Genomic DNA, 24106 nt, shown 5'->3' on the forward strand with positions numbered 1-24106 from the left:
AACTCGGTGGGGATGTAACACCCGTTCTGCGCAGATTGTGAAAATGACGAAAGAAGACCTAATGCGAAGCAAAGTTCAGCGTGGCGCCGGCCGCCATCGCAAGATTGTCACCTCGCAGACCGCGAAGGGCCGCATTGCCGTAATGACGGTTGCGGCAGGTGCAGTTTCCACGGCCGGCGTTGGTGGCGCAGCCGCCGCAAACATCCAGTCCGATGACGCGGCCACCACCAAGACGCAGTCCGTTGACTTCGAGCTCGCCTCTGACTCCACCCAAGTTGAGGATGCTGCTGCGGCTCCGGTTGATACCACCCCACAGATCCTCAACGTTGCTGAGGCTAAGCCAGTTACTGATCTGACCGATCAACTCAACAAGGCCATTCAGGCCTCTGAAGAGCGCGCCGCTGCCGACGAGGCTGCTCGCGCTCCGTCCGTAGCTCGCCCTGCCGAAGGCGCATTCACATCCCCATTCGCTATGCGCTGGGGCACCTTCCACAAGGGCGTCGACATCGCCAACTCTCCCGGCACCCCAATCCTTGCCGTCATGGATGGTACGGTCATCGACTCCGGTCCAGCTTCCGGCTTTGGCCAGTGGATCCGCATCATGCACGACGACGGCACCATGACCGTTTATGGTCACATGCAAACTCTTGACGTGGCCGTTGGCGAGCGCGTTCACGCCGGCCAGAAGATCGCTGGCATGGGCTCGGAGGGCTTTTCCACCGGCTCCCACCTCCACTTCGAAGTTTACCCGAACGGTGGCGAGGCAATCGATCCGCAGCCTTGGCTGGCTGAGCGAGGCATCGACCTCTAAGGCCCACCCCAATACCTTCTTGTTAAGCGCCGCAGTGGCTTTCCTGCGGCGCTTTTTCATGTCCACAATTGCCCTAAAGACACCAGCGACGGCTCCCGACCACCGAGAGTGCAGCCAACCTTCCCCAAGACGACTCAAGTGCGTCCCAGCCTTCCCATTGCACCTCTAACAAAGGGCAAGCCCCGCAAGACAAGCGACCCACCACCGGACCCTAGACACGAATTGCGCCGCACAGGCAAGTCCAGTACGCAGCCTTGTCGCAGGTAAATGCACATTTTTCGCTAATCACTGGGCCTGAACGCAACACGCCATTTCCAGAGCGGCACACCCACCCCCAAAATCTACCCCCAGACCCTAAACCAACACTTTACAGACGCCACTCCAATCACATTCGCAACACGCGTAACAAGCTGGCATGTTCGAATAATTTCGAATTATTTCCGTCTCTACCAGCGTTTTTTAAGATTGCGCGGGCTGTTCGGGCGGGCTAACTTTTAACTCGTTGCCACGAGCGATTTCGAACGCAAGCATTTCAGCTTTCGGCGTGTCGCGGTTGGCAGTTGCAAGACCCCGCCCCTCCAGGGGGCGGGCGTCCCGAGACCATGCACAGCCATGAAAAGGACTTTAACTATGAAGCGTATGAACCGCGCACGCAAGAACGTGGCGCTGAGCATCGTTACGCTTGGCACCGTACTTGCTACCGGCACCACCGCTTTTGCTGCAGAGCCAGTGGCTAGCGTGGACGTATCAGACGGCTCTTCCGAGCCCACCGCTACCAATGTAGATAACGCCGGAGTGGTCGACGCCCTTGTTGGCCTCGCCACCACCTCGGTTGGCCTGCTCAACGGCGAGGCTACCCCGCAGGTAGATGGAAACGAATCCGGCGGAGTAAATATCGTCTTGGATCCTAGTTCTGTACCGGGATTGAAGGAAGCATTCGCTCCACAGGGAAATCACTCCGGACTCACCACGAAGCGCGGCAAGGACTCCGCGGGCAATACCGTGGTCTTTCCTACCTCCGGCACGCTTACTTCTGGCTTCGGCCAGCGCTGGGGCACGATGCACAACGGCATCGACGTAGCTAACCCGGTGGGCACCCCGATTCTGGCGGTCATGGACGGCACCGTCATCAACTCCGGCCCGGCACAGGGCTTTGGCAATTGGATCCGCATCCAGCACGATGACGGCACCATCTCCGTCTACGGTCACATGTCGGCAGACCAGCTCAAGGTAAATGTGGGCGAGCGCGTGACCGCGGGTCAGGAAATCGCCGGCATTGGCAACGAGGGCCACTCCACTGGCCCGCACCTCCACTTTGAGATTCACCCAGGTGGAGGAGCACCCGTTGACCCAGTCTCCTGGTTCAACGAGCGCGGCATTACGGTCTAGAGCTTTTCCATCGGCACCCCGCCGATGAGCATCAGCCGGACCTTACCGGAAGAACCAAAATCCACGGTGACCGTGGCACGCTTACCGGAGTCGGACGTCTCAATGACAGTTCCGAGCCCGTACTTAGCGTGATTGACGCGGTCACCCACGGCAAGGTTGAGGTTATTGTTCTTAGGCATTGAGGTCGCCGCTGGCTTGCTAGTGCGTCGCGATGGGGAAGACGCAGCGCGCTGGCCACCGCGGGACCCTCCTCTGCCCCACCCAGACCAGTCGCGGCCGTAGGAACGACCATATTGGTAATCGTCCTCGCCCCACGCGCCGGTCAGGGAACTATCGGAGTCTTCGCGCCGCCAGTTGATGAGGTCTTCTGGGACCTCGCCGAGGAAGCGGCTGGCGGGATTAGTCACCGGATTGCCCCACGCCGAGCGCAAAATGGCGCGGGTAAGATACAACTGCTCGCGAGCGCGGGTAATGCCCACATAGGCGAGGCGGCGCTCCTCGCTTAGTTCCTTCGGGTCACCCAGTGAGCGCATATGCGGGAATTGGCCATCCTCCCAGCCGGTCAAAAAGACTACGGGGAACTCAAGGCCCTTGGCGGTGTGCAGAGTCATCATGGTGACCACACCGGTCTCGGAATCTGGGATCTGGTCAGCATCGGCCACCAGCGACACCTTTTCCAAGAATGCCTGCAGCGAACCGGGCGCGGCTTCGCCCTCCTCTACTAGCTCGGAGGGGTCCACTGCATCCGCACCGGATGCAGCAAGCTGGTTGGCCGCCTCCGAGGTAAATTCGCGCGCCACCGATACCAACTCGTTGAGGTTATCTAGGCGCGCACCGTCCTGCGGGTCATTCGAATTTTCCAATTCCGCCTTGTATCCTGTGGCATCCAAAATGGCGGAAAGCAGCTCGCCCAAATCCGGTTGGCCGGTAACCTCATCGCGCATGGACGGGATCTGATTGCGGATCCCCTCCATCATGTCGTTGAATTTGGTTACTGCGTTAATGGCCCGGGTGCCAAGGCCAGGGACCTCGCCCCGGGGGACATCGGCAAGCGCCTTGCCAAAGCTAATGCCGTGGTTTTCCGCATGGAGGGCGATATGCCCCTGCGCCTTGTCACCAATGGCACGCTTGGGCACGTTGATGATGCGGCGCAGGCTTACCGTATCGTCCGGGTTATCCAAGATGCGCAGGTAGGCCACCATATCGCGGATTTCGCGCCGCTCATAAAAGCGCGTGCCACCCACCACCTTGTACGGAATTCCGGAGCGAATGAAGATATCTTCCAGCGCACGGGAGGCGTTATTGGTGCGGTACATGACCGCGATATCGGAATAGCTGCGGCCCTTATCCGCCAAGGAGTCGATTTCAGAGGCGATGAACCGCGCCTCATCGTGCTCATTATCGGCAACATAGCCTACGATCTGCTCGCCCTCACCGTGGGCGGTCCACAGGTTCTTCTCGCGGCGATTCTCATTCTTGGCGATCACGGCATTGGCCGCGTTGAGAATGGTCTGCGTAGAGCGATAATTTTGTTCCAGCAAGATCGTGTGCGCCTGGGGGTAGTCGCGCTCGAATTCCTGAATATTGCGGATGGTGGCCCCGCGAAAGGCATAAATGGACTGATCGGAATCGCCCACTACGCACAACTCGGGGGCATCGGGGCCGAGCTCTCCCCTGCCCACGAGCGCGGCAACTAGGGCGTATTGGGCGTGGTTGGTGTCCTGGTACTCGTCGATAAGCACGTGCTTGAAGCGCCGGCGATAGAACTCCACCACCTGCTGGTGCTGGGTGAAAATCCGCACCACCTCACCGATGAGATCATCAAAGTCCACGGCATTGGCCGCGCGCAGGCGGCGCTGGTATTCGGCATATACCTGGGCCACGGTGGTCTCAAACGGGTTCTTCGTCTGCTGTGCCGCCTCCAGTGCGGATTCGGGCCCCATGAGTTCGTTTTTGTGGTTAGAAATCTGATTGGCCAGGACCCGCGGGGTATACTTCTTTAGATCCAGCTGCATGTCCTTAGCAATCATGGACAAAAGCCGGCGCGCATCATCGCCATCATAAATGGTGAAGCTGGTATTAAGCCCCGGCACCAGCTGCGCATTTTGGCGCAGGATGCGCACACAGATGGAGTGGAAGGTAGACACCCACATACGCTCGGCCACGGGGCCGACCAGCCCGCCCACGCGCTCTTTCATTTCCGCGGCGGCCTTATTAGTAAAGGTAATGGCGAGGATCTCCCACGGATTTACCCCGCGATGGCGCATGAGATAGGCAATGCGGCGGGTAAGCACGGCAGTCTTGCCAGAACCAGCGCCGGCCACGATGAGCAGCGGGCTGCCCGAGTGGGTAACGGCCTCAAGCTGCTGCGGGTTAAGACCCTCGGTCAAGGCATCGGGAGAATCAGGCTGCGGGCTCGCTGCGCGCGGTGTGCCGAAGCCGCCAAAGGGGCTTGGTGTGGGTGCGCCGCCGGTGGACGGGGAAGGGCTAAAAGGAGAGTTTTCGTTCATAGTGCCTTCCAACCTACTAGCCCCACCGGACACGCCCCGTATCCGCCGTGCAAGCTGCTATTTCCTTTTGCGCGGGCGGGTGGCACAATATGGTCTTATGACCGCAGAAGATAACAAGGACATCGTCGATAACGGCCTGGACATCCGCACGCCTTCGGGTACGGATGATCCCCTATCTGATGCGGAGATCCAGCAGTATCGCGAAGAAATCAACCGCATGGACCGCATCATCTTGGATGCCGCCAAGCGCCGAACGGAAGTCTCTCAGGCTATTGGCCGCACCCGCATGAGCTCCGGCGGCACCCGCCTGGTTCACACGCGCGAGATCGCCATTTTGAATCAGTTCCGCGATGAACTTGGGGAAGAAGGCCCCACCATCGCCTCGGCGCTACTGCGGATGGGCCGCGGCCGCCTGGGTTAGCCGAATAATTACGACCCAGCCGATACTATGCAGTACCCTGAATTAGCATGAATGCAGTTCTCGTCGCCGTCATAGTCATGCTCGTGCTCGCCCTCCTGCGCGTGCATGTGGTGGTAGCGCTCTTCCTAGGAGCCATCGTCGGCGGGCTCCTGTCGGGCATGGGCCTCGATGCCACCATGGTCGCCTTCCAAGACGGCTTGGGCGGCGGCGCCAAGATTGCCCTAAGCTATGCCCTCTTGGGCGCTTTTGCCATGGGTGTAGCCTCGGCCGGGCTGCCCCAGGTCCTGGCTAATTTCCTCATCCGCAAGCTCGGCGGCAGCGGCGAAGCAGACCCCAAAGCCGCCCTGGCCACCAAGTGGATGCTCATCCTCGGACTCATCGCTATGTCCGTGATGAGCCAGAACCTCATCCCGGTTCACATCGCCTTCATTCCGCTCATCATCCCGCCGCTACTTACAGTGATGAATAAGCTGCGCCTGGACCGCCGGCTCATTACCACCTGCCTGACCTTCGGCCTTATCACCACCTACATGTTCATTCCGGTGGGCTTTGGCTCCATCTACTTAAACGACATCCTGCTCTTTAATATCCAGCAGGCAGGGTTGGATACCTCGGATATCAATATCATGCAGGTTATGGGCGTACCAGCGCTCGGCATGCTCGCCGGCCTACTCATCGCCATCTTCATTAGCTACCGCAAACCGCGCGACTATGAAAACCTGCCCATCGCCGCTGAGGAGCATCAAGAGGCCCCCTCTGCCTATAAGGTGTGGGTTTCCGTCGTGGCCATCATTGCCACCTTTGCGGTGCAGATTGTCATGCAGGCGCTCGACTTCGAATCCGATGGCCTGATGGTCGGTGCGCTGACTGGCTTGGGAATTTTGCTGCTTACCGGCGCGGTGGATTGGAAGCACGCGGACGATGTCTTTACCAATGGCATGAAGATGATGGCGCTCATCGGCTTCATCATGATCACCGCCCAGGGGTTCGCCTCGGTCATGACGGCCACCAATGAAGTCGGCCCACTGGTCGATGCCACCGCCAACCTCTTTGGCACCAATAAGGTCCTCTCCGCCGGCGCCATGCTAGTGGTGGGCTTGGTGGTCACCATGGGCATCGGCTCTTCCTTTTCCACCTTGCCCATCATCTCCGTTATCTATGTTCCGCTGTGCATGTCGCTGGGCTTTAGCCCCGCGGCCACCGTGGCGCTTATTGGCACCGCAGGCGCGCTTGGCGACGCCGGCTCTCCCGCCTCCGATTCCACCCTCGGCCCTACCGCGGGCTTGGGTGCGGATGGCCAGCACGACCACATCCGCGACTCGGTCATTCCCACCTTCATCCACTTCAATATTCCGCTGCTTATCGCCGGCTGGGCAGGCGCGCTCATCCTCTAAAAGGCCCCGACGCGGTGGCGCTTTCTGGGCTACGGTGGGAGAGGTACATGTTGCCAATGCGCTAGTTGCCAGAAAGGCCTACCACCATGGATATCACCGCATCTGCCCAGTGGAGCGAGCTCGCGAAGGTTTATGAGGAGAAGAAAGACCTCAACCTCCGCGAGCTTTTTGCCGCCGATGCAGACCGCGCCCGCAACTTCACCTTCGACGCCGCCGGGCTGCACGTCGATCTGTCGAAGAACCTGATCGACGGGGACATCGTCAAGCAGCTGGTTGAGGTAGCCAAGGCCGCTGACCTTGAGGCCCGCCGCGACGCCATGTTCGCCGGTGAACACATCAATAACACCGAGGACCGCGCCGTGCTGCACACCGCACTGCGCATCCCTGCCGAAGATGACTTGAGCGTTGACGGCCAGGACGTCGCCGCCGATGTCCACGAGGTCTTGGGCCGCATGCGCGATTTCGCCACCGCGCTGCGCTCCGGCTCGTGGCTCGGGCATACCGGCCACACCATCAAAAAGGTAGTCAATATCGGCATCGGCGGCTCTGACCTCGGACCAGCTATGGCGGCCAAGGCACTGCGCTCCTATGAGGTCGCCGGCATCTCCGCCGAGTTCGTCTCCAACGTTGACCCGGCCGATATGGCCGCCACGCTCGATGGTCTGGACGCAGAATCTACCCTATTCATCATCGCCTCCAAGACCTTTACCACCCAGGAGACGCTAACCAATGCGCACGCCGCGCGCCGCTGGCTCATCGAGCAATTCGATGGCGATGAATCCGCCGTGGCCAAGCACTTTGTCGCTGTATCTACCAACGCGGAAAAGGTAGCCGAGTTCGGCATCGATACCGAGAACATGTTCCCGTTCTGGAATTGGGTCGGCGGCCGCTACTCCGTGGATTGCGCCATCGGCCTTTCCCTCATGTGCACCATTGGCCCGATGGACTTCATGCGCTTCCTCGAGGGCTTCCACGCCATGGACGAGCACTTCCGCACCACCCCACTGGAAGAAAATGTCCCGGCACTCATGGGCCTCTTGGGCGTCTGGTACACCAACTTCTTCGGCGCCCAGACCCACGCCGTGCTCCCCTATTCCCAGGACCTCGGCCGCTTCCCGGCCTACCTGCAGCAGCTGACCATGGAATCCAATGGTAAGTCCGTGCGCCGCGACGGCACCGCGGTCACCGTTCCATCCACCGGGGAAATCTACTGGGGCGAGCCGGGCACCAATGGCCAGCACGCCTTCTTCCAACTCATGCACCAAGGCACCCGCCTCATCCCGGCGGACTTCATCGGGTTTGCCCGCCCGAAGCAGGACTTCCCCACCGCCGATGGCTCTGGTTCCATGCATGACCTGCTCATGGGCAACTTCTTTGCGCAGACCAAGGTGCTGGCCTTTGGCAAGACCGCAGAGGAAATCGCGGCCGAGGGCGTTGACGAGGCAGTCGTGCCCCATAAGGTCATGCCGGGCAACCGCCCGACCACCACCATCCTGGCCGAGGAACTCACCCCGCAGACCCTCGGCGCGCTCATCGCGCTCTACGAGCACATCGTGTTCACCCAGGGCGTTATCTGGGATATTAACTCCTTCGACCAATGGGGCGTGGAGCTGGGCAAGCAGCAGGCCAATGACCTGGCCCCGGCAGTCTCCGGCGCTGCCGCCGCCGACTCCGGTGACCAGTCCACCGATGAGCTCATCGGTTGGTATCGCTCCAACCGCTAAAGGCCCACTTTGAGCCGCGCTATCCCCTCCCACCTACTCGGCGGGGCGGATAACGCGGCTGCTTTATGGCCTCGCTTGCCCCACGGCGATGTAAAACAAGCACGTTCTGCCTAATGTTCCTTTGATTTGGGGCAGAACGTGCTTGTTTTGTCAGCGGAATGCGGTTTAGAGCTTGACCATCGGCTCCCAGCCGAATGGGATGTGATCAGAGTCCACAATCTTGCGGCCGAACGGGAAGCAGGTCACCGGGATCATCTTAAGGTTGGCCAGCGCGGCTGGGATGCCCACGATGGTCACTACCTGTGCCGCCGCGGTGGTGACGTGGCCAATGGCCAGCCACAGGCCGGCGACTACGAACCAGACGACATTGGAGAAGGTGGACATGGAGCCGCTTCCCTTCACTGGCTGCACCACCGAGCGACCGAACGGCCACAGGGCGAAATTAGCCATGCGGAACGACGCCACGCCCGCTGGAATGGTGACGATGAAGATGCAGGCGATAATGCCAAAGATGAAGTAGGCCAGGGCTAGGAGGAACCCGCCAGTGATGAACCAAATGATGTTAAGAAAGGTACGCATGTCTCCCACACTAGCGCGGTCGTCTTACTGCGCGGGGTGAAGCGGCTGGCAATGCGGGCACCACCAGATGATGCGCTCGAGTTCGCCTTCGTCGCCGCCCTGGTCCACACCGCCGAGCGCGCCCTTGGTGATGAACGTGCCGCAGCGGCGACAACGCTTGCGATTGCGGCCGAAGACATAGGTGGTCTCTCCGGCGCGGCGCACGCCGGTGGTTACGCGCACTGGGGAGGTGCGGTTGGCCCACATAATGCGCCGAGAGATATCGAGGATGCGAGCGGTATCGACCTCGGCCACCGGTGTGGCCGGGTGCACCCCCGCAAGGAAACACGCCTCGGCACGGTATTCATTGCCGATCCCCGCGACGACCTTTTGGTCTAGCAGCGCCGCTCCGATGGCGCGCTGGGGGCGGGAGTTGAGCCGACGCAGGGCCTCCTCGCGGTCCCAATCGGGGTCGAGGATATCTGGACCGAGGTGAGCGATGCGCTGGTGGTAGTGGTCAGCAGGATAGATATCCACGAAGCCCAGCTGGTGGCCAACGACCTCGATATCGCGCGGGGAGTTGGCCAGCTGCAGCACGATGCGGGCGGTATGCCCAGGCTTGCGCCAGCGATCGCCTGCGTAGTGGATGGCCCAAGTGCCTTCCATCTTGAGGTGGGTGTGCACGATTGTCTGGTCGAATTGCATGAAGAGGTGCTTGCCATAGGGCCAGACGCGCTCGCACACCATGCCGTCTAGGTGAACGGTGGCATAGCGTGGCACGCGCACAGAGCAACCGGTCACCTCGCGGCCGGCCATGAACTGCAGTCGGTTGGATAGCTGCAGGACGGAATCGCCTTCGGGCATAACACCTCCTAGGTGGCTTTAGCGGCGGTACCCGCCGCGCGGGCGGAAGCTTCCATTATTGCGCGGAGCGGGCGGCGGATCATCAAAGCTGAGCTCTTCGATGGCCTCGGAGGCCCGGCGTCCTGCGCGCGGGGTGCGCGGAGCGGCGGCGCGGGCGGAGATGCGCACGCCCTTAGGCGTAATCCCGGCGCCGGCGTCGCGCAGGTGGGCCGCCGCATCGGTTTTATGGATGGGGCTGCCATTGCACTTTTCGACGACCAACGGGGACAACGCTCCCCTCGCCACCATGTCCGTGAGCGCGGAAACCAAGCGGGGATATACCTCGGCGGGGTCGATGCCATCGGGCAGCGATTCGATAAAGGTGGTGAGGGTTTTGCCGCCGCGGGTGAGGTGGGCGATGGGTAGGCCGTCGATAAGCACTACCAGCGCACCGGCCGAACGGGTGGGCCCGCCGGTGGCTTTGCCGTCGGCATCATCGCGCTGCGGCCACGGTAGGGCCGCACCGTAGGGATTGGCTGGGTCGCAGGCGGCGAGGACAAAGGTCTCGGGCTCGGTGGTACCAGACGGCCAACCGGTAACGTCCGGGGAATCGGCCAGTCCGCGTAGGCGGTCGATGATGGCGGGCGTGGAGAATTGGGCGGCACCCAGCCCGTCGATGACGTAGCCGCGCATGGCCTTGCCGGATTCCTCAAAACCGGAGAGCACCTTATAGGCCAGTGCGAAACCGCCGAGCACGTCTTCGGCCACGACGGAGCCGCGGGTGAGCACGCCGTAGCGGTCGAGCCAGGCCTCGCCGTGGGCGACGGACCGGGAGGTGGCATCGGTAGAGGCTGGTACCGCGAGCGACCACCGGCCCATGACATCGGGCGGGGTCCCCGCGCCCGCGGCATTCTGCGCCTGGGCGAAGGAGGTACGCCCCATGCGCAGGCGGGAGCGGGTAGGCCGGCGCTTCGAGCGATGCGCGGTGCGGCCTGAGCGCGAGCCGCCGGAAGACAGTCGGGTGCGAATAGGCGCGAAAGAATCGGGACTCACCAGGCCCATCTCTACTAACCCCCAGAGGGCCTCGCGGGTCTCCTCGGTGGTACCGGGGGCCTCGGCGGCAATATCGGCAAAGAGGAAGCCACCGCCGCGGCCGAGAACATCGAGGATGGAGCGCTGCACCATGCTGACGCCCTCGGCATCCGTTTCCGGGGCGAGTTGGGCGGCATAATCCGAGGGCAGCAGCATAATCCAGGGGTCGGCCGCGCCGGCCTTGCCAGCACCCACAATGAGCACCTCGCCATTGGAGGTGAGCTCATCGAGCATGGTGGGTGAATAATCGCCCACCCGGGCGGGCAGGATGAGCGATTCCCACGCGGAGGCGGGCAGGCGCACCCCAGCGAGCTGCTCGATGACGGAAAAGACGCCATCGGCACCGCGCAGGGCCGGGCGCTTTCCAGCCGGTGCGATGCTATGCCACTCCGGCAAGAAACGGGCGAAGGTAGCGCCCGAGACCGGCTCGGTAGCAGCCCGCGCGGCGGCGAGCGAACGCGAGCGGATGGTCTTGAGCACCGCTGCGGCGCAGTATTCCTGCTCGTCGACGCCCTGGCGGTAGCGGCCTTCTACTACCCCATCAAGCGCGCCGAGGACGGTATGCGCGGCGGAGACGGAAATGCCGAAGGCCGCGGTGAGATCGCGCAACACGAAGGGCCCACGGGTGCGCGCCCAGCGCGAGACTAGCTGCGGCAAGGCATCGGAAATGGTGGCCACTTGGGCGGGGATGCCGGGAGGAATGGGGATACCGAGGGCGTCGCGAAGCAGGGGTGCATCCTGGGACTGGGCCAAGTGCTCGCGCCCGCCAATGCGCACGCGCATAATCCGCGTGCCCAGCTGGTCCAGTGCGGATAGCGGCACGTCGGTGTGCTCGCCCAGCCCGTCTACGGGAATCGGCCCGAGCACGCGCAGCAGGTCCGCCACCTCCTCGGTGGTACGAGCTCGGCGCGAGGGATCGGTGCGTTGGAGCTGGGCGTGGACCTCGGCGATAATCTCTGGATCGAGCAACTCGCGCAGCTCCACCGTGCCGAGCAATTTGGCCAATAGCGCAGGGTCGAGGGCCAGGGCGGCCGCGCGCTTTTCTGCTAATGGGGAATCGCCCTCGTACATGAACGCGCCGGTGTAGTTAAACAGCAGCGAAGAGGCAAATGGCGAGGGCTGTTCGGTGGTGACCTCCGCAATACGGATGCGGCGGTGGCCCAGCTCCCGCATGACTTCCGTAAGAGCTGGGACATCGTAGACGTCCTGGACGCACTCGCGCACCGTCTCCAAGATGATGGGAAAGGACGGGTACTTGCGCGCAACGTCCAAAAGCTGTTCGGCGCGCTGGCGCTGCTGCCACAACGGCGCGCGCTTGCCGGGATTGCGCCGAGGCAATAACAGCGCACGCGCCGCACACTCGCGGAAGCGGGAGGCAAAGAGCGCGGAGTTGCCCACTTGCTCGGCCACGATATCCGCTATCTCATCGGCATCGAAGGCGAAGATGGCCCCATCGGGCTCGGATTCTGCCTCCGGCAGGCGCAGCACGATGCCATCATCGCCAGCCACGGCCTGCGGATCCATGCCGGTGCGTTCGCCCACCCGGGCGCCTACTGCTAGCGCCCATGCGGAGTTGACCGGCCGGCCAAACGGGGTATGCAGCACCACGCGCCAATCGCCCAACTCATCGCGGAAGCGCTCGAGCACCAACGTCCTTTCATCCGGGATGACACCGGTTGCTTCATTTTGCTCCTGCAGATAGGCCACGATATTGGAGCGCGCATTATCATCGGCATCCGCAATGATATCCGGCGAGGAAAAGACCTCGCGGCGATACTCACCTAGCGCCTTGCCCAATTCATAGGGGCGGCCCGTGCCATCGCCATTCCAAAACGGCAGGCGCCCGGTATGCCCCGGCGCGGGCGTGACCAATACCTGGTCGCGCGTAATGTCCTCGATGCGCCAACTGGTAGCGCCCAAGGTAAATACATCACCTACCCGGGACTCATAAACCATCTCCTCGTCCAGCTCGCCTACTCGGCGCGGAGCGCCACCGGAGCCCTCACCCGAACCGGTATAGAGGAATACTCCAAACATGCCCCTATCCGGAATCGTGCCGCCGCTGGTCACGGCCACCCGCTGAGCACCAGGCCGCGCGGTCATCACTCCCGTCACTCGGTCATAGACCACGCGGGGTTTAAGTTCCGCAAAGTCCGTGGACGGATACACACCGCTTACCAGGTCCAGTACGGAGTCATAGACCTCCCGCGCCAGATCGCGGTAGGGCCAAGCGCGGCGGACCATCTCGTACCACTCATCGGCATCGAGCCCGTCCTCGCCGGCCGCAGCCACGGCCGCCACCGTCTGCTGTGCTAGCACATCCAACGGGTTGCGCGGGGTATGCATTTCCTCAATGAGCCCGGCGCGCATCCGCGATACCGTCAGCGTGGACTGCACCAGATCCGCGCGGTGCTTGGGATAGAAGGACCCGTGCGAGACCGCGCCCACAAAGTGCCCGGCGCGGCCCACGCGCTGCAAGCCGGAGGCCACGGAAGGCGGCGATTCCACCTGCACGACTAGCTCCACTGCACCCATATCGATGCCCAGTTCCAACGAGCTCGTGGCCACCACGGCCTTGAGCGTGCCTTCTTTCAGCATGGTTTCAGTCATCGCGCGCTCATCCTTAGACACCGAGCCGTGGTGGGCGCGGGCGATAACCGCCGGGGCCTTGCCGGCGACGTCGACCTGCTTCATCAGCTGGGCTGGGTCCCGGCGGGTTTCGGGCGACAGCGAATCCGGATCATGCTCTTGCGCATAGAGCTCATTGAGCCGGCTGGTCAGCCGCTCGGCCGTGCGCCGAGAGTTGACAAATACCAGTGTGGAGCGATGCGCCATGATTTCCGCATAGAGGTCATCTTCAATAAACGGCCAGATGGACTTGGCCGTGGGCAGCGCGGACTCATCCACGGAAGGAGAGCTGATGCCAATCGCATCATCCACCGTCATCTCCCCGATGGTGGAGCCTTGCTCCGGTGTGGGCAAATCGGACATATCCTCTACCGGCACATGCACGTCCAGCTGCCACTTCTTCTCCGCGGCCGGCGCGACAATTTCTACTGGGCGGTTGCCGCCTAAGAAATTCGATACCGCAGACAGCGGACGCACGGTGGCGGAAAGTCCAATGCGCTGGAAGTCCCCTGCCACCTGCTGTAGGCGCTCCAAGGTCAGCGCCAGGTGCACGCCGCGCTTGGTGCCAGCCAGGGCATGAATCTCATCGATAATGACGGTATCCACCGTCTTTAAAATCCCCGCTGCCTTAGAGGTAAGCATCAAATAGGCTGACTCCGGGGTGGTAATCAAGATATCCGGCGGCTTGCGCACCTGCCGCGCACGCTCCGCGGAGGGCGTATCGCCCGAGCGCACGCCCACCGAAATATCCGGGACATCCAGGCCTAGGTTCTCCGCGGTGCGCGCGATACCTGTCAGCGGGGCGCGCAGGTTATTTTCCACGTCCACACCCAGCGCCTTAAGCGGGGAAATATACAGCACCTTCACTCCAGCGGCGGATCCCGATGCACCAGAGCCCACCGGCAGCGCCAGCTGGCCTTCGCGCTCAACCAAATTATTCAGCGCCCACAAGAACGCAGCGAGCGTCTTACCGGAACCGGTAGGGGCCACTACAAGGGCGTGCTCACCGCGGGAAATCTTCTCCCAGGCCTGCGCCTGCACGGCGGTGGGGGCGGCAAATACATCCCGAAACCACTGCGCTACTTGGGGCCGGAAGCGGTCGAGGATGTTTTCTGGCATGCCCACACTCTAGTCCGCGTTGTAATGTGGGCACCATGACCGTCGAGATTTCTGATTCCCGCCTGACCAATTCCCTCGCCCAGGGCTGCGGTGAGATCCTTAAAGGCGTGCGCAACGGGGGCCTGCTACGGGGCCTTTCGCTTGGCGACGCCGGCGATGAAGCCGCCCAAGAATGGATCGCCCGCGTGCTTGAACAGCACCGCCCCCAGGACGGCATGCTCTCTGAGGAAGCCTCCGATGACCTCACTCGCCTCAAGAAGGACCGCGTGTGGATCGTGGATCCGCTCGACGGCACTAAGGAATTTGCCACCGGCCGCCAAGACTGGGCCGTGCACATCGCCCTGGTAGAAAATGGTATTCCTATCCACGCGGCGGTGGGCCTGCCGGATCTCGGCGTTACCTTCAAGTCCTCGGACGTTCGGGCGGTCACCGGCCCGCTATCTAAGAAGTTCGTCGTCTCCCGCAATCGCCCGCCCAAGGTAGCCGGCTACATTGCCGAGAAAATGGGCTATGAAATCGTGGGCGTCGGCTCCGCGGGTGCCAAGGCCATGCACGTGCTGCTCGGCGATTATGACGGTTATATCCACGCCGGTGGCCAGTACGAGTGGGATCAGGCCGCCCCGGTGGGCGTCGCACAAGCTTCCGGTCTGCACTGCTGCCGCCTCGACGGCTCCGAAATCCGGTTCAATAATGAGGACACCTTCATCCCGGATATCCTCATCTGCCGCCCCGAGCTCAAGGATGAAATCCTGGAGCACGCCCAGGCCTTTGCCGAGGAGCACGGCGGATTCTAAACTAGTGCGCATGATTGAGACCCCGTATGAGGATCTGCTGAAGAAGGTCCTAGAGACCGGCACGCCCAAAGGCGACCGCACCGGCACCGGCACGCGCTCCATCTTTGGCGCGCAGCTGCGTTATAACCTGGCCGAGTCTTTCCCGCTGCTGACCACCAAGAAGGTCTATTTCCACGCGGTATTGGGCGAGCTTTTGTGGTTCCTCAAAGGCGAATCCAATATCAAGTTCCTGCAGGACAATAAGGTCCGCATCTGGAATGAGTGGGCGGATGACAATGGCGAGCTAGGGCCGGTCTACGGCGTGCAGTGGCGCTCCTGGCCTACCCCGGATGGCCAGCACATTGATCAAATCCAGCAGGCGCTCGATACCCTCAAGGACAATCCGGACTCGCGCCGCAACTTGGTCTCTGCATGGAACGTCGCGGAGCTGGACAAGATGGCGCTGATGCCCTGCCACTTGCTCTTCCAGCTCTACGTGGCCGATGGCACCTTATCCATGCAGGTCTACCAGCGCTCGGCCGATATGTTCTTAGGTGTTCCGTTCAATATCGCTTCCTATGCGGCGCTGACCCACATGTTTGCCCAGCAGGCCGGGCTCAAGGTGGGCGAGCTTATCTGGACCGGCGGCGATTGCCATATCTATAACGACCACGTAGAGCAGGTCAAAGAGCAGCTCTCCCGCGAGCCACGCCCGTACCCGCAGCTCAACCTGCACAAGGCGAAAGACATGTTCTCCTATGACTTCGCCGACTTTGAGATTGAAGGCTACGACCCCCACCCCACCATCAAGGCGCAGGTGTCCGTCTAATGTTGGGCGCAATCTGGGCACAGTCCTTGGACGGAATTATTGGCGATGGCGAGCAAATGCCCTGGCACGTGCCGGAAGACCTCAAGCACTTTAAGGACGTAACCATGGGTGCGCCGGTCATCATGGGCCGGAAGACCTGGGAGTCGCTCAATCCTAAATTCCGCCCCCTTCCTGGCCGGGAGAATTACGTGCTCTCCTCCCGCACGCCCGGCCAGTGGTCCGCCGGCGCCCAGGTCATCACCGCTATGCCCCCGCTTTCCGACGCCTGGGTCCTCGGCGGCGGCCAAATCTACACCGCCACCCTGGATCAGGTTGACCGCATTGAGGTCACCCTCATGGGCGTCAATATCGGGGATGCTTATGGCGATAGGTCCATCTACGCCCCCGAAATCCCCGAGGAATTCGGCCTCGCCCACAGCACCGACTGGCTCACCTCCGACAACGGTCACCTAGAGCTTCCGGACCAAGAGGCCAGCGATCTCCCCATCAAATACCGCTTTTTAACCTACGACCGAAAGGATGCAGCCTAATGTCTGTTACTACCCCAGAAACCAACTCCGACGTCACCATCTTCTACGCCGATTGGTGCCCATTCTGCGCCAAGCTGATTAAAAACCTGGACCGCACCGAAACCCCATACGAGCTTGTCGACGTCGAGGCCGACAACACCGAGGACATCAACGCTTGGATTGAATCCGTCAACGACGGCAACCGCATTATCCCTACCGTCCTCTACTCCGACGGTACCCACGAGACCAACCCACCAGCTTCCTCCGTGCGCAATAAGCAGAAGGAATTGGCCGAGAGCTAATCCAAGCCCCAGCCATTTCGGGGCGCCCCTGCCCCACTGCTATGATTAGCCAAGTTGCACTAGCAACTCCCAGCCCCAGTAGCTCAGGGGATAGAGCACGGCTCTCCTAAAGCCGGTGTCGGTGGTTCGAATCCACTCTGGGGCACAATGTGAAGTCTCGAGACATCGTTCCGGTCGGTGTCTCGAGATTTTTCGTTTTTAGTTGCCCCGTTGGGGGCTGAGTTCGTTGTCTTTCTTGTTGTAGTAGATCTTTTCTTCGGTGAGTGTGTAGGCAGCGATTTGTGCCCCGGTGGCAGTTGTTTTGATATCGACGTGGTTGTCGATGCAGATCATGGTGATTGGTTCGCCGCCCCATCTGCGTCCGATGTAGAGGCGGCGTAGTTTGCCACCCCATCGCAGGGTTGTCTTGCCGTTGGTGCCTACTTTGTCGGTGCGTAGGCGGTAGTCGTGGTCTGGTTTGATGTCTGCTGGGAGAGCTTTGGGCAGTGCTGTGTAGGCTTCTGCGGGGGTGGTTCTGTTTAGGGCTCTATGGGGACGTTTGTGGTTGTAGTATTCGATAATTTCTTTTAGCTGCGCGTTGAGTTCATCGAGGCTTTGAGCTGGTGTTTTGTTTGCTAGGGCAAGTTTGAGGGTGTAGTGGAAGCGTTCAACTTTTCCTTGTGTCTGGGGGTGGTAGGGTTTGCCGTTTTTCTGCTTGATTCCTAGGTCTATGAGCAGTTGCTCGAATCCGTTTCGGGCGGGGTTTGTCCGGTCTGTGCTGGTTGTGAATGCTCGGCCGTTGTCGGTGAGGGTGGACTGGGGGTAGCCGTGTGTCTGGCCTGCATTAATGAAGCTTTCCATGACGTTTGCCACGGTAGCGTTGTTGTAGGCGCAGCAGGAGATGATGAACCGGGAATGGTCGTCCAAGATGGTGAGGATAGCTACTCGCTTGTGGCCTGCGATGGTCCAGTCACTGTAGTCCATTTGCCATGTTTCGTTGGGCTGATCTGCTTGAAATCGTATCCATGAGCTGCGGGGACGCTTTTGTGGTTGGGCGATGACGTGGCCATTATTTGCTAGCACTCGGTGGATTGTAGATGGTGCTGGTGGTGGGTCGATTCCCTCTTGTTGTAGGTGCCATCGAATGGTGTGGGCACCGGCATCGGTACCGCGTTTTGTTAGGTCTTGGCGCAGTTGAAGGATGCGGTCGACAGTGCTGGGGTTGAGTGCTCGGGGGTTAGTGCGGGGGCGTTTAGAGCGTGGTTCTAGTGCCTTGATTCCGCCTTCTCGGTAGCGGGCTTGAAGTGTTCGGATCCATCGTGTGCTGACGCCGAAATGGTCAGAGGCTTCGGCTTGAGTCATGCCGGTAGCAAGCATGGTTTCGATGATGATTTTTGGGCTTGGTTTTGATTTCTGCTCCATTTTTAAAGCATGGAGGATCGATGTCTCGAGACATCGCTTTTTACCGTTTCTGGGCAGTTTTAGCTTCAGGCACTTCTACCGGAACGATGTGGTGAGACATTGGTGCTGGTTAGACCGGAACGATCTTATGAGACATGCGGAACGATGTCTCCGAACCAGACACACTCTGGGGCACCACGTGAAGTCTCGAGACATCGTTCCTATGGTGTCTCGAGACTTTTGCTTTTCGAATGGCCGGAGTGGCAAGAATTTCGTAGTATGGGTCCATGAAACTGCTTCTTGCCTCATTCCTGCACCCTGACCTAGGCAACTACATTTCGGGCCGTGTGCTATATATCGATGATGCCGCTTCAGAGGTGCGCGATGCACCATTTGCGCAAGCAGAACGGAAAGCAATTGGAGAAGCAGCAGAGACTTTAGTTCCTCTCACCCTGTCACAATCAAAATCAAACGATCTTCAATATGAGATTGCGTCAGCCAACTGCATTTATGTCGCGAGCGGCGAGGTGTTCCGCCTTCTTAATGCACTGAGGTCAACGGGTGCCGATCGTCTGCTAACTGATGCGGTAAATCAAGGAAAGCTTTACGCTGGAAGTTCTGCAGGAGCAATTATTGCCGGCCCGTCAATTGAGCCGGCATCAATCATGGACGATCCCAAAACTGCACCGCAGCTCACCGACTACACTGGGCTAAACCTCACTCCTCATGTCATTGTTCCTCATGCACAAGGAACCACTGGGCCCTATTCAATAGAGGTCATCAGTAAGACTGTCGAGACCTACGGCCGAGAATGGAACCTGCTGCTTTTGAGAGATGGGCAAGCCCTCTTTATGGATGATGAAAAGTCCATTCTCATCTAATCTGCGATGGCAAACACGCCAAGCCGACTAGGAAAGTTCATTTTTCGCCTCAACTACCAGCACTTTCCTCATGACCGAGCAGTTCCCTTAAAAATACTATGTAGGGACCATGAGGGTCATTTGTTTTGGTGAGCTCCTATCTCGCAGAGCCGACGTTGTGGCGCTTTGAGACAGTCTCACTCATTGTTATTCACCTGCTGCCTGGGACTTAGCTTCTTGGGACTCACCGATGGTATTACCAAGCGCTGCGATGAATGCGATTAGGCCCACCGTGATGAGGATGTGTCCAAGACCAGCGATACCAGAAATCATTGCAGACGATTCCTCTCCCAGTACGGTCAGGCATCCGTGCCAGATCATCACGCCGACGGTGACGACCACGCCGACGTTATAGAGCCAGAAGAACGCATTGAACTGACCTCGACTGCGCGACAGGCCGAAGACCTTCTCCAATACCAAGAAGATAAGACTCATCATGAAACCGAGCGCTAACAAGTGAGTGTGCGCCACGCTGAGCTGAGTGAACTCGCCCGCGGGGAAATCGTTGGCACGCGTGAATTCTCGGTAGAACACGCCAGCGCCCAAGCCCAAAAGGAGGTAGAAAATAGATGCCCAATACAAAGCTTTCATGGTCATTCTCCTTCCCAACCGCTGCCACGGCTGGATTAGCGATGAATCAATTACTTTAAGGACTTATCTTTCTATATCTGTCCCGATTTTGAATCACAGGGCTGGTTGAAGCTGCAATCAACCAGTCGGTTGACTGTTTGGTCCATTAGATAAAGAGGGGGCCGACCTCATTAGGGATTTCATCAATGACCACCGCATCCTCCAAACACCCGCTCAAGGGTCCTAAAAATTTACTGCACGTTTACATCGATCCCAAGTTTTCTTAACTTCAGTGCAGTTAGATTGATGTTCCTGATCAATACTCTCTCTGGAGGAAATCCCACGATGAAGTCGAAGCACACTTCTCTCTCTGCCATAGCCCTTGCTTCAACCGTCCTTCTTACTTCGTGCGGTGAGCCTGCGTCCAACCAAGAAGATTCACAGGCGACCAGCGATTCAACCTCCATTACCGTCTATACCTCCGAACCAGAAGAAAAGGTCGATGAGATCAATGCAGCCTTCAATGAGGAATACCCCGATATCGAGGTCAAGGTATACCGCGCTGGCACTGGTGATTTGAACGCCCGCATCTCTTCAGAGAAGCAATCTGGCGACATTGAAGCGGATGTTTTCTGGGCGGCCGATGCACCTACCTTTGAAAATTACGCCAAGGATGGTGACCTCATCGAGCTTGCCGATGTCGATTCCGATGACATCATCGACGAAGCCAAGGACGACGAGAATTTTTATGTTGGCACGCGCATTATCCCTACGGTAATTGCTTATAACACCGACGAAATCGCAGAAGGCGATGCCCCGACCTCGTGGGCGGATCTCACCGATCCGAAGTACAAGGACAAACTCGTCCTGCCGAACCCAGCGGTCTCAGGTGCAGCGGCTTTCAACGCCTCTGCGTGGAAGAATAATTCGGCTCTCGGAGAAGCGTGGATCGAAGACCTGGGCAAGAATTCCCCGATGATCGCAGAGTCCAATGGCCCTACCTCCCAAGAAATCGCCTCCGGTTCCAAGCCCGTGGGCGTGGTCGTCGATTACTTAGTCCGCGACCTGGCGGATAAGGGGTCCCCAGTTGCCCTCGCCTACCCCACCGAAGGATCACCGTATATTTCTGAGCCTGCGGGCGTATTCAAGGACTCCAAGGAACAAGAAGCAGCACAGAAATACATCAACTTCCTGCTTTCAAAGAAGGCACAAGAAATCGCCGTCGAGCAGTCGTACCTCCCGGTGCGTGAGGACGTGGGAACCCCAGCAGGCACCCCTGAACTCACAGACATTGAGCTCATGGACCAGGACTTGGGGAAAATCACCAAGGATAAAGACGCCGCCGTCGAGGTATTCCAAAAGGCAGTGTCTTCCTAGTTCTTGGTGGCCCACTTGTTGAAAAATCCCTCCGTATCCGCGCTACGCGTTGGCGTGTGGCTGATTGCCATTGGCCTGTTCATCGCGCCTTTGACCCTTGTTGTCTCCCTTGCACTGGGCGGAAACCAAATTCCCATCTTGCTAGAGCAAGGGCTCGGCATCGCCACATGGAATTCGCTATTTACCACGGCGCTTTCGGCTCTCGCTGCCGTCATCATCGGCACCGTTATTGCCATCGCGCTAGACCGCACAGATATCTACGGCTCTTCGGTACTGCGCCTATTCTTGCTTTCGCCTCTCTTGGTTCCGCCATTTATCGGAGCGATCGCCTGGATTCAACTCTTCGGCCCGAATCAGGGCTTGAATAAGCTTTTTGAGTTCGAAATATGGAATATCTACGGCGCAGACGGGGTCATTGCGCTGATGACTATCCATTCTTTTCCCACGGCATATGTCATCATTTCTTCAAGCTTGCGCTCCATCTCCCCCGATTTTGAGCTAGCCGCCCGAGTATCTGGGGCTTCCGTGATGACAGTTCTGCGCACGGTCACCCTTCCACTCCTGCGCCCCGCGCTATTGTCCGCGTTCACTCTCACAGCAATTGCTAATCTGGCTGATTTCGGCATTCCCGCTATTATCGGCTCGCCGGCTCGGTTCGAAACGCTCGCGACGATGATTTACCGGTTCATTGATTCCGGCACCGTATCCAACCCCTTACAAGTGGTCTCGACCATCGGCGTTGTCCTCTTATTTTTGGGAATCGGCGCAGTAATCATGGACTATCTCACCTCCCTGAAAAACTCGTCTTCTACACTTGACTCCGGAAGTCCGGCGCGTTTCGCACTGCATTCGGCGCGCTGGCCGGTCACGATCATCATGTGGGTGTGCGGGCTCGCCATTTCCATTGGCCCAATTCTCGGTTTGGCCTACCGCGCATTGCTGCCAGCTCCTGGGGTTCCATTTACCTTAGAAACCATCTCGCTGGCGAACTTTAGCAGCGCTTTATCCAACCCGCGCGTCATCGACGGACTCAGTAATTCCGCATTTCTGTCAATAACCGCCGCGATAATCTGCGGGGTTCTTGGTTGGGTCATCGGAATTCTAGTGACCCGGACTCAGGCACGAGGAAATACGCTTTTAACCCTTTCTGCGCTGCTACCGAGCGCGCTGCCTGGGCTTATCATCGGTGTCGCCTGGCTGATTGCCGGGCGCTATACCGGGCTGTATAACACCATTTGGATAATCCTTATCGCCTACGTCTGTGCTTTTACCGCACTCGTTGTCCAGGCCGTGCGTGCCCCGCTAATAAGCACCCCGGTCACCGTGGAAGAAGCAGCGCGCATTTCCGGCGCCACGCCGCTTAAGGCGCTATTTACTACCACCGGCGCGATGACCATTCCAGCGGCGATATCCGGTGCGGTGCTCGTAGCGGTGACCGCGATTCGAGAACTTACTATTTCCGTACTCCTCGTCGCACCCGGAACGACAACACTCGGTGTCCAAGTCTTCAACCTGCAACAGGCAGGAAATTATAACCAGGCATCGGCACTCGCCCTGCTCTTTGCGCTACTTGGCATCATTGCCGTCGCACTGACTATCCGTGCTCCCAAGGTAAGGACTTAATAATGGCGAAAATTGCAGCTTCCCACCTCACGGTCACTTTTCCGGACGGAACCACCGGCCTGCGCGATATCAACCTCTCCATCGAACCTGGGGAACTCATTGCACTCGTTGGCCCGTCAGGCTCCGGTAAAACCACGCTCTTACGCACCATCGCTGGTTTTATTTCTCCATCGTCAGGTGAGCTTTACATAGATGGCCGGCAGATGACTGCTATTCCTCCCGAGAAACGCAGCATCGGCATGGTCTTCCAACAGCACGCGATCTGGCCGCACATGTCTGTTAAAGACAATGTTGGCTACCCGTTGCGCCAAGCGAAAGTAGCAAAGCCCGAGCGCGAAGAGCGCATTTCTGAGACTTTAGCTCTCGTGGGCCTGCCAGGATTCGAGAACCGCACTCCGGACAGCCTTTCTGGTGGGCAGCGCCAGCGCGTTGCGCTGGCCCGGGCGATCGTTGCTAATCCCAAGGTTTTATTACTGGATGAAGCTCTTTCAGCCCTCGATGAACCATTGCGCGATAATTTGCGCCGCGAGCTGGTAACCCTGACGCAAAAGCAACGCCTAACCACGGTGCACGTCACCCACGATCGCGCCGAGGCGCTGGCAATCGCAGATAGAGTCGTGGTTCTAGATGGCGGCGAAATCCAGCAGATTGCTACCCCACAACAGCTGCTGGAAAATCCCGCAAGCCCGCTGGTCGCGGGTTTTATTGCGGATGCCACAATAGTCCAGGCCGCTATCTCAGGAGGCCGCGTCGAGTGCCCAACCCTTGGCATTTCTTGGCCATTGAGTGAAGTCTCCGTGCGGGGCGAAGGCACTAAGGCCGCCATCTTACCGCACCACGCAACAATCGTGGAGGAAAACCATCCAGGTGCCACGGTTCCAGCAGTAGTTGACTCTGCCATTTACGAAGCCGGCCACTACTCCGTTACCGCCACCCATGGATCGGGAACCACATTCCGCACCACCGCGGACGATAAGCCAGCGATGGGACAAACGGTGCGCATCCGCTTCGCGCCGCCCTTGGTTTTTTAGATCACCACCCCGCAAGAACTATGACCAGCTCAGCGATTGCACGGTGCCGCCGTTTTGCAGCGGTTACACCCGCCGTCTTAAGCATAAAATTTTAGGCTAATACCGATCACAGCCGACACGGAACGCTGGTTATCACACCCATCTTCATCACCATGCTCTCAGAAGGCAGTGTCGTATATTGTCTGAATCCGCTTGAGCTCTAAGCCATAAGTGAGAGCACTAAGCAATCTTCCATTGACCTTAACGGCGTAGAAATTTCGGTATACCGCGCCAACAATCCGGATGACGCCAGCATCCCGCTAG

General features: G+C 59.4%; 19 protein-coding genes and 1 tRNA gene. 14 read left to right on the forward strand and 6 right to left on the reverse strand.

Annotation, left to right across the window (positions count from 1 at the left end):
• The first annotated feature begins 61 nt into the window (after positions 1-61).
• Together LG376_RS12205 and LG376_RS12210 are read left to right on the forward strand one after the other, a co-directional pair.
• The gene (locus LG376_RS12205; protein ID WP_225747308.1) at positions 62-811 is read left to right on the forward strand and encodes a M23 family metallopeptidase; all 750 of its coding nucleotides are present in this window, start codon (positions 62-64) and stop codon (positions 809-811) included.
• A gap of 630 nt (positions 812-1441) precedes the next feature.
• The gene (locus tag LG376_RS12210) at positions 1442-2200 is read left to right on the forward strand and encodes a M23 family metallopeptidase (protein WP_225747309.1); all 759 of its coding nucleotides are present in this window, start codon (positions 1442-1444) and stop codon (positions 2198-2200) included.
• Here the strand turns inward: LG376_RS12210 and pcrA are convergent.
• Positions 2197-4710 (reverse strand): DNA helicase PcrA, encoded by a 2514-nt coding sequence (pcrA, locus tag LG376_RS12215; protein ID WP_225747310.1) that lies wholly within the window; start codon positions 4708-4710, stop codon positions 2197-2199. The two genes, LG376_RS12210 and pcrA, sit on opposite strands and share 4 nt — an antisense overlap.
• 97 nt (positions 4711-4807) lie before the next feature.
• On the opposite strand from pcrA, the gene LG376_RS12220 reads away from it, so the two are divergent.
• From LG376_RS12220 to pgi, 3 genes are all read left to right on the forward strand, one after another.
• On the forward strand, positions 4808-5131 hold the full coding sequence (locus tag LG376_RS12220) for a chorismate mutase (RefSeq protein ID WP_023021988.1): 324 nt from the start codon (positions 4808-4810) through the stop codon (positions 5129-5131).
• A 47-nt stretch (positions 5132-5178) separates the two neighbouring features.
• Positions 5179-6525 carry a Na+/H+ antiporter family protein gene (locus LG376_RS12225; RefSeq protein ID WP_225747311.1) on the forward strand — a complete coding sequence of 449 codons (1347 nt, stop codon included), beginning with the start codon at positions 5179-5181 and terminating at the stop codon, positions 6523-6525.
• A gap of 86 nt (positions 6526-6611) precedes the next feature.
• Entirely contained in the window at positions 6612-8249 is a 1638-nt protein-coding gene (gene pgi / locus LG376_RS12230; protein WP_225747312.1) for a glucose-6-phosphate isomerase, read from the forward strand.
• A gap of 165 nt (positions 8250-8414) precedes the next feature.
• On the opposite strand, the gene LG376_RS12235 is transcribed toward pgi, so the two are convergent.
• From LG376_RS12235 to LG376_RS12245, 3 genes are read right to left on the reverse strand one after another with little or no spacing between them, the layout of a single operon-like run.
• Positions 8415-8828, reverse strand: a complete 414-nt coding sequence (locus LG376_RS12235) for a YccF domain-containing protein (protein ID WP_049377693.1) — start codon at positions 8826-8828, stop codon at positions 8415-8417.
• A 24-nt stretch (positions 8829-8852) separates the two neighbouring features.
• Complete coding sequence (locus LG376_RS12240; protein ID WP_225747313.1) at positions 8853-9671, reverse strand: DNA-formamidopyrimidine glycosylase family protein; 819 nt, start codon at positions 9669-9671, stop codon at positions 8853-8855.
• A gap of 18 nt (positions 9672-9689) precedes the next feature.
• Entirely contained in the window at positions 9690-14489 is a 4800-nt protein-coding gene (locus tag LG376_RS12245) for an ATP-dependent helicase (RefSeq protein ID WP_225747314.1), read from the reverse strand.
• Positions 14490-14524: 35 nt separating this feature from the next.
• Here LG376_RS12245 and LG376_RS12250 point away from each other — a divergent pair, with 35 nt between their 5' ends.
• The 5 genes from LG376_RS12250 to LG376_RS12270 all read left to right on the forward strand — a co-directional run bounded on the left by LG376_RS12250 (position 14525) and on the right by LG376_RS12270 (position 17047).
• On the forward strand, positions 14525-15283 hold the full coding sequence (locus LG376_RS12250) for a 3'(2'),5'-bisphosphate nucleotidase CysQ (protein ID WP_200287954.1): 759 nt from the start codon (positions 14525-14527) through the stop codon (positions 15281-15283).
• Between the two features lie 10 nt (positions 15284-15293).
• A complete protein-coding gene (locus LG376_RS12255; protein ID WP_225747315.1) occupies positions 15294-16091 on the forward strand; it encodes a thymidylate synthase in 798 nt (265 codons plus the stop codon).
• On the forward strand, positions 16091-16621 hold the full coding sequence (locus tag LG376_RS12260) for a dihydrofolate reductase (protein ID WP_225747316.1): 531 nt from the start codon (positions 16091-16093) through the stop codon (positions 16619-16621). The genes LG376_RS12255 and LG376_RS12260 overlap by 1 nt, the downstream gene beginning before the upstream one ends.
• A complete protein-coding gene (locus LG376_RS12265; protein ID WP_023021997.1) occupies positions 16621-16902 on the forward strand; it encodes a glutaredoxin domain-containing protein in 282 nt (93 codons plus the stop codon). The genes LG376_RS12260 and LG376_RS12265 overlap by 1 nt, the downstream gene beginning before the upstream one ends.
• A 72-nt stretch (positions 16903-16974) precedes the next feature.
• A tRNA-Arg gene (locus LG376_RS12270) sits at positions 16975-17047 on the forward strand.
• Positions 17048-17100: 53 nt separating this feature from the next.
• Here LG376_RS12270 and LG376_RS12275 read toward each other — a convergent pair.
• Positions 17101-18303, reverse strand: a complete 1203-nt coding sequence (locus LG376_RS12275; protein ID WP_225746188.1) for an IS481 family transposase — start codon at positions 18301-18303, stop codon at positions 17101-17103.
• A 266-nt stretch (positions 18304-18569) separates the two neighbouring features.
• Between LG376_RS12275 and LG376_RS12280 the strand changes: the two genes are divergently transcribed.
• Entirely contained in the window at positions 18570-19163 is a 594-nt protein-coding gene (locus LG376_RS12280; protein ID WP_225747317.1) for a Type 1 glutamine amidotransferase-like domain-containing protein, read from the forward strand.
• Positions 19164-19349: 186 nt separating this feature from the next.
• Here the strand turns inward: LG376_RS12280 and LG376_RS12285 are convergent, their stop codons facing one another.
• Positions 19350-19793 carry a DUF2871 domain-containing protein gene (locus LG376_RS12285; RefSeq protein WP_225747318.1) on the reverse strand — a complete coding sequence of 148 codons (444 nt, stop codon included), beginning with the start codon at positions 19791-19793 and terminating at the stop codon, positions 19350-19352.
• Positions 19794-20117: 324 nt separating this feature from the next.
• Between LG376_RS12285 and LG376_RS12290 the strand changes: the two genes are divergently transcribed.
• Genes LG376_RS12290 through LG376_RS12300 form a run of 3 tightly spaced genes read left to right on the forward strand, consistent with a single transcriptional unit; the run spans position 20118 to position 23803 of the window.
• Positions 20118-21149 carry an ABC transporter substrate-binding protein gene (locus tag LG376_RS12290; protein ID WP_225747319.1) on the forward strand — a complete coding sequence of 344 codons (1032 nt, stop codon included), beginning with the start codon at positions 20118-20120 and terminating at the stop codon, positions 21147-21149.
• A 15-nt stretch (positions 21150-21164) separates the two neighbouring features.
• Positions 21165-22772 carry an iron ABC transporter permease gene (locus tag LG376_RS12295; protein ID WP_225747320.1) on the forward strand — a complete coding sequence of 536 codons (1608 nt, stop codon included), beginning with the start codon at positions 21165-21167 and terminating at the stop codon, positions 22770-22772.
• Between the two features lie 2 nt (positions 22773-22774).
• Positions 22775-23803, forward strand: a complete 1029-nt coding sequence (locus tag LG376_RS12300; RefSeq protein WP_150851336.1) for an ABC transporter ATP-binding protein — start codon at positions 22775-22777, stop codon at positions 23801-23803.
• Positions 23804-24106: the final 303 nt, after the last annotated feature.

Source organism: Corynebacterium sp. Marseille-P4611, assembly GCF_916618765.1.
In the GTDB taxonomy this organism is placed as follows: domain Bacteria; phylum Actinomycetota; class Actinomycetes; order Mycobacteriales; family Mycobacteriaceae; genus Corynebacterium; species Corynebacterium marquesiae.

Excerpts from the sequence above, each read along its gene's own strand:
- LG376_RS12225 (WP_225747311.1), top strand. The coding sequence starts at position 5,179 with ATGAATGCAGTTCTCGTCGCCGTCATAGTCATGCTCGTGCTCGCCCTC.
- LG376_RS12290 (WP_225747319.1), top strand. The coding sequence starts at position 20,118 with ATGAAGTCGAAGCACACTTCTCTCTCTGCCATAGCCCTTGCTTCAACC.
- pcrA (WP_225747310.1), bottom strand. The coding sequence starts at position 4,710 with ATGAACGAAAACTCTCCTTTTAGCCCTTCCCCGTCCACCGGCGGCGCA.
- LG376_RS12265 (WP_023021997.1), top strand. The coding sequence starts at position 16,621 with ATGTCTGTTACTACCCCAGAAACCAACTCCGACGTCACCATCTTCTAC.
- pgi (WP_225747312.1), top strand. The coding sequence starts at position 6,612 with ATGGATATCACCGCATCTGCCCAGTGGAGCGAGCTCGCGAAGGTTTAT.
- LG376_RS12245 (WP_225747314.1), bottom strand. The coding sequence starts at position 14,489 with ATGCCAGAAAACATCCTCGACCGCTTCCGGCCCCAAGTAGCGCAGTGG.
- LG376_RS12260 (WP_225747316.1), top strand. The coding sequence starts at position 16,091 with ATGTTGGGCGCAATCTGGGCACAGTCCTTGGACGGAATTATTGGCGAT.
- LG376_RS12235 (WP_049377693.1), bottom strand. The coding sequence starts at position 8,828 with ATGCGTACCTTTCTTAACATCATTTGGTTCATCACTGGCGGGTTCCTC.
- LG376_RS12210 (WP_225747309.1), top strand. The coding sequence starts at position 1,442 with ATGAAGCGTATGAACCGCGCACGCAAGAACGTGGCGCTGAGCATCGTT.
- LG376_RS12250 (WP_200287954.1), top strand. The coding sequence starts at position 14,525 with ATGACCGTCGAGATTTCTGATTCCCGCCTGACCAATTCCCTCGCCCAG.
- LG376_RS12300 (WP_150851336.1), top strand. The coding sequence starts at position 22,775 with ATGGCGAAAATTGCAGCTTCCCACCTCACGGTCACTTTTCCGGACGGA.
- LG376_RS12285 (WP_225747318.1), bottom strand. The coding sequence starts at position 19,793 with ATGAAAGCTTTGTATTGGGCATCTATTTTCTACCTCCTTTTGGGCTTG.
- LG376_RS12240 (WP_225747313.1), bottom strand. The coding sequence starts at position 9,671 with ATGCCCGAAGGCGATTCCGTCCTGCAGCTATCCAACCGACTGCAGTTC.
- LG376_RS12255 (WP_225747315.1), top strand. The coding sequence starts at position 15,294 with ATGATTGAGACCCCGTATGAGGATCTGCTGAAGAAGGTCCTAGAGACC.
- LG376_RS12275 (WP_225746188.1), bottom strand. The coding sequence starts at position 18,303 with ATGGAGCAGAAATCAAAACCAAGCCCAAAAATCATCATCGAAACCATG.
- LG376_RS12205 (WP_225747308.1), top strand. The coding sequence starts at position 62 with ATGCGAAGCAAAGTTCAGCGTGGCGCCGGCCGCCATCGCAAGATTGTC.
- LG376_RS12220 (WP_023021988.1), top strand. The coding sequence starts at position 4,808 with ATGACCGCAGAAGATAACAAGGACATCGTCGATAACGGCCTGGACATC.
- LG376_RS12280 (WP_225747317.1), top strand. The coding sequence starts at position 18,570 with ATGAAACTGCTTCTTGCCTCATTCCTGCACCCTGACCTAGGCAACTAC.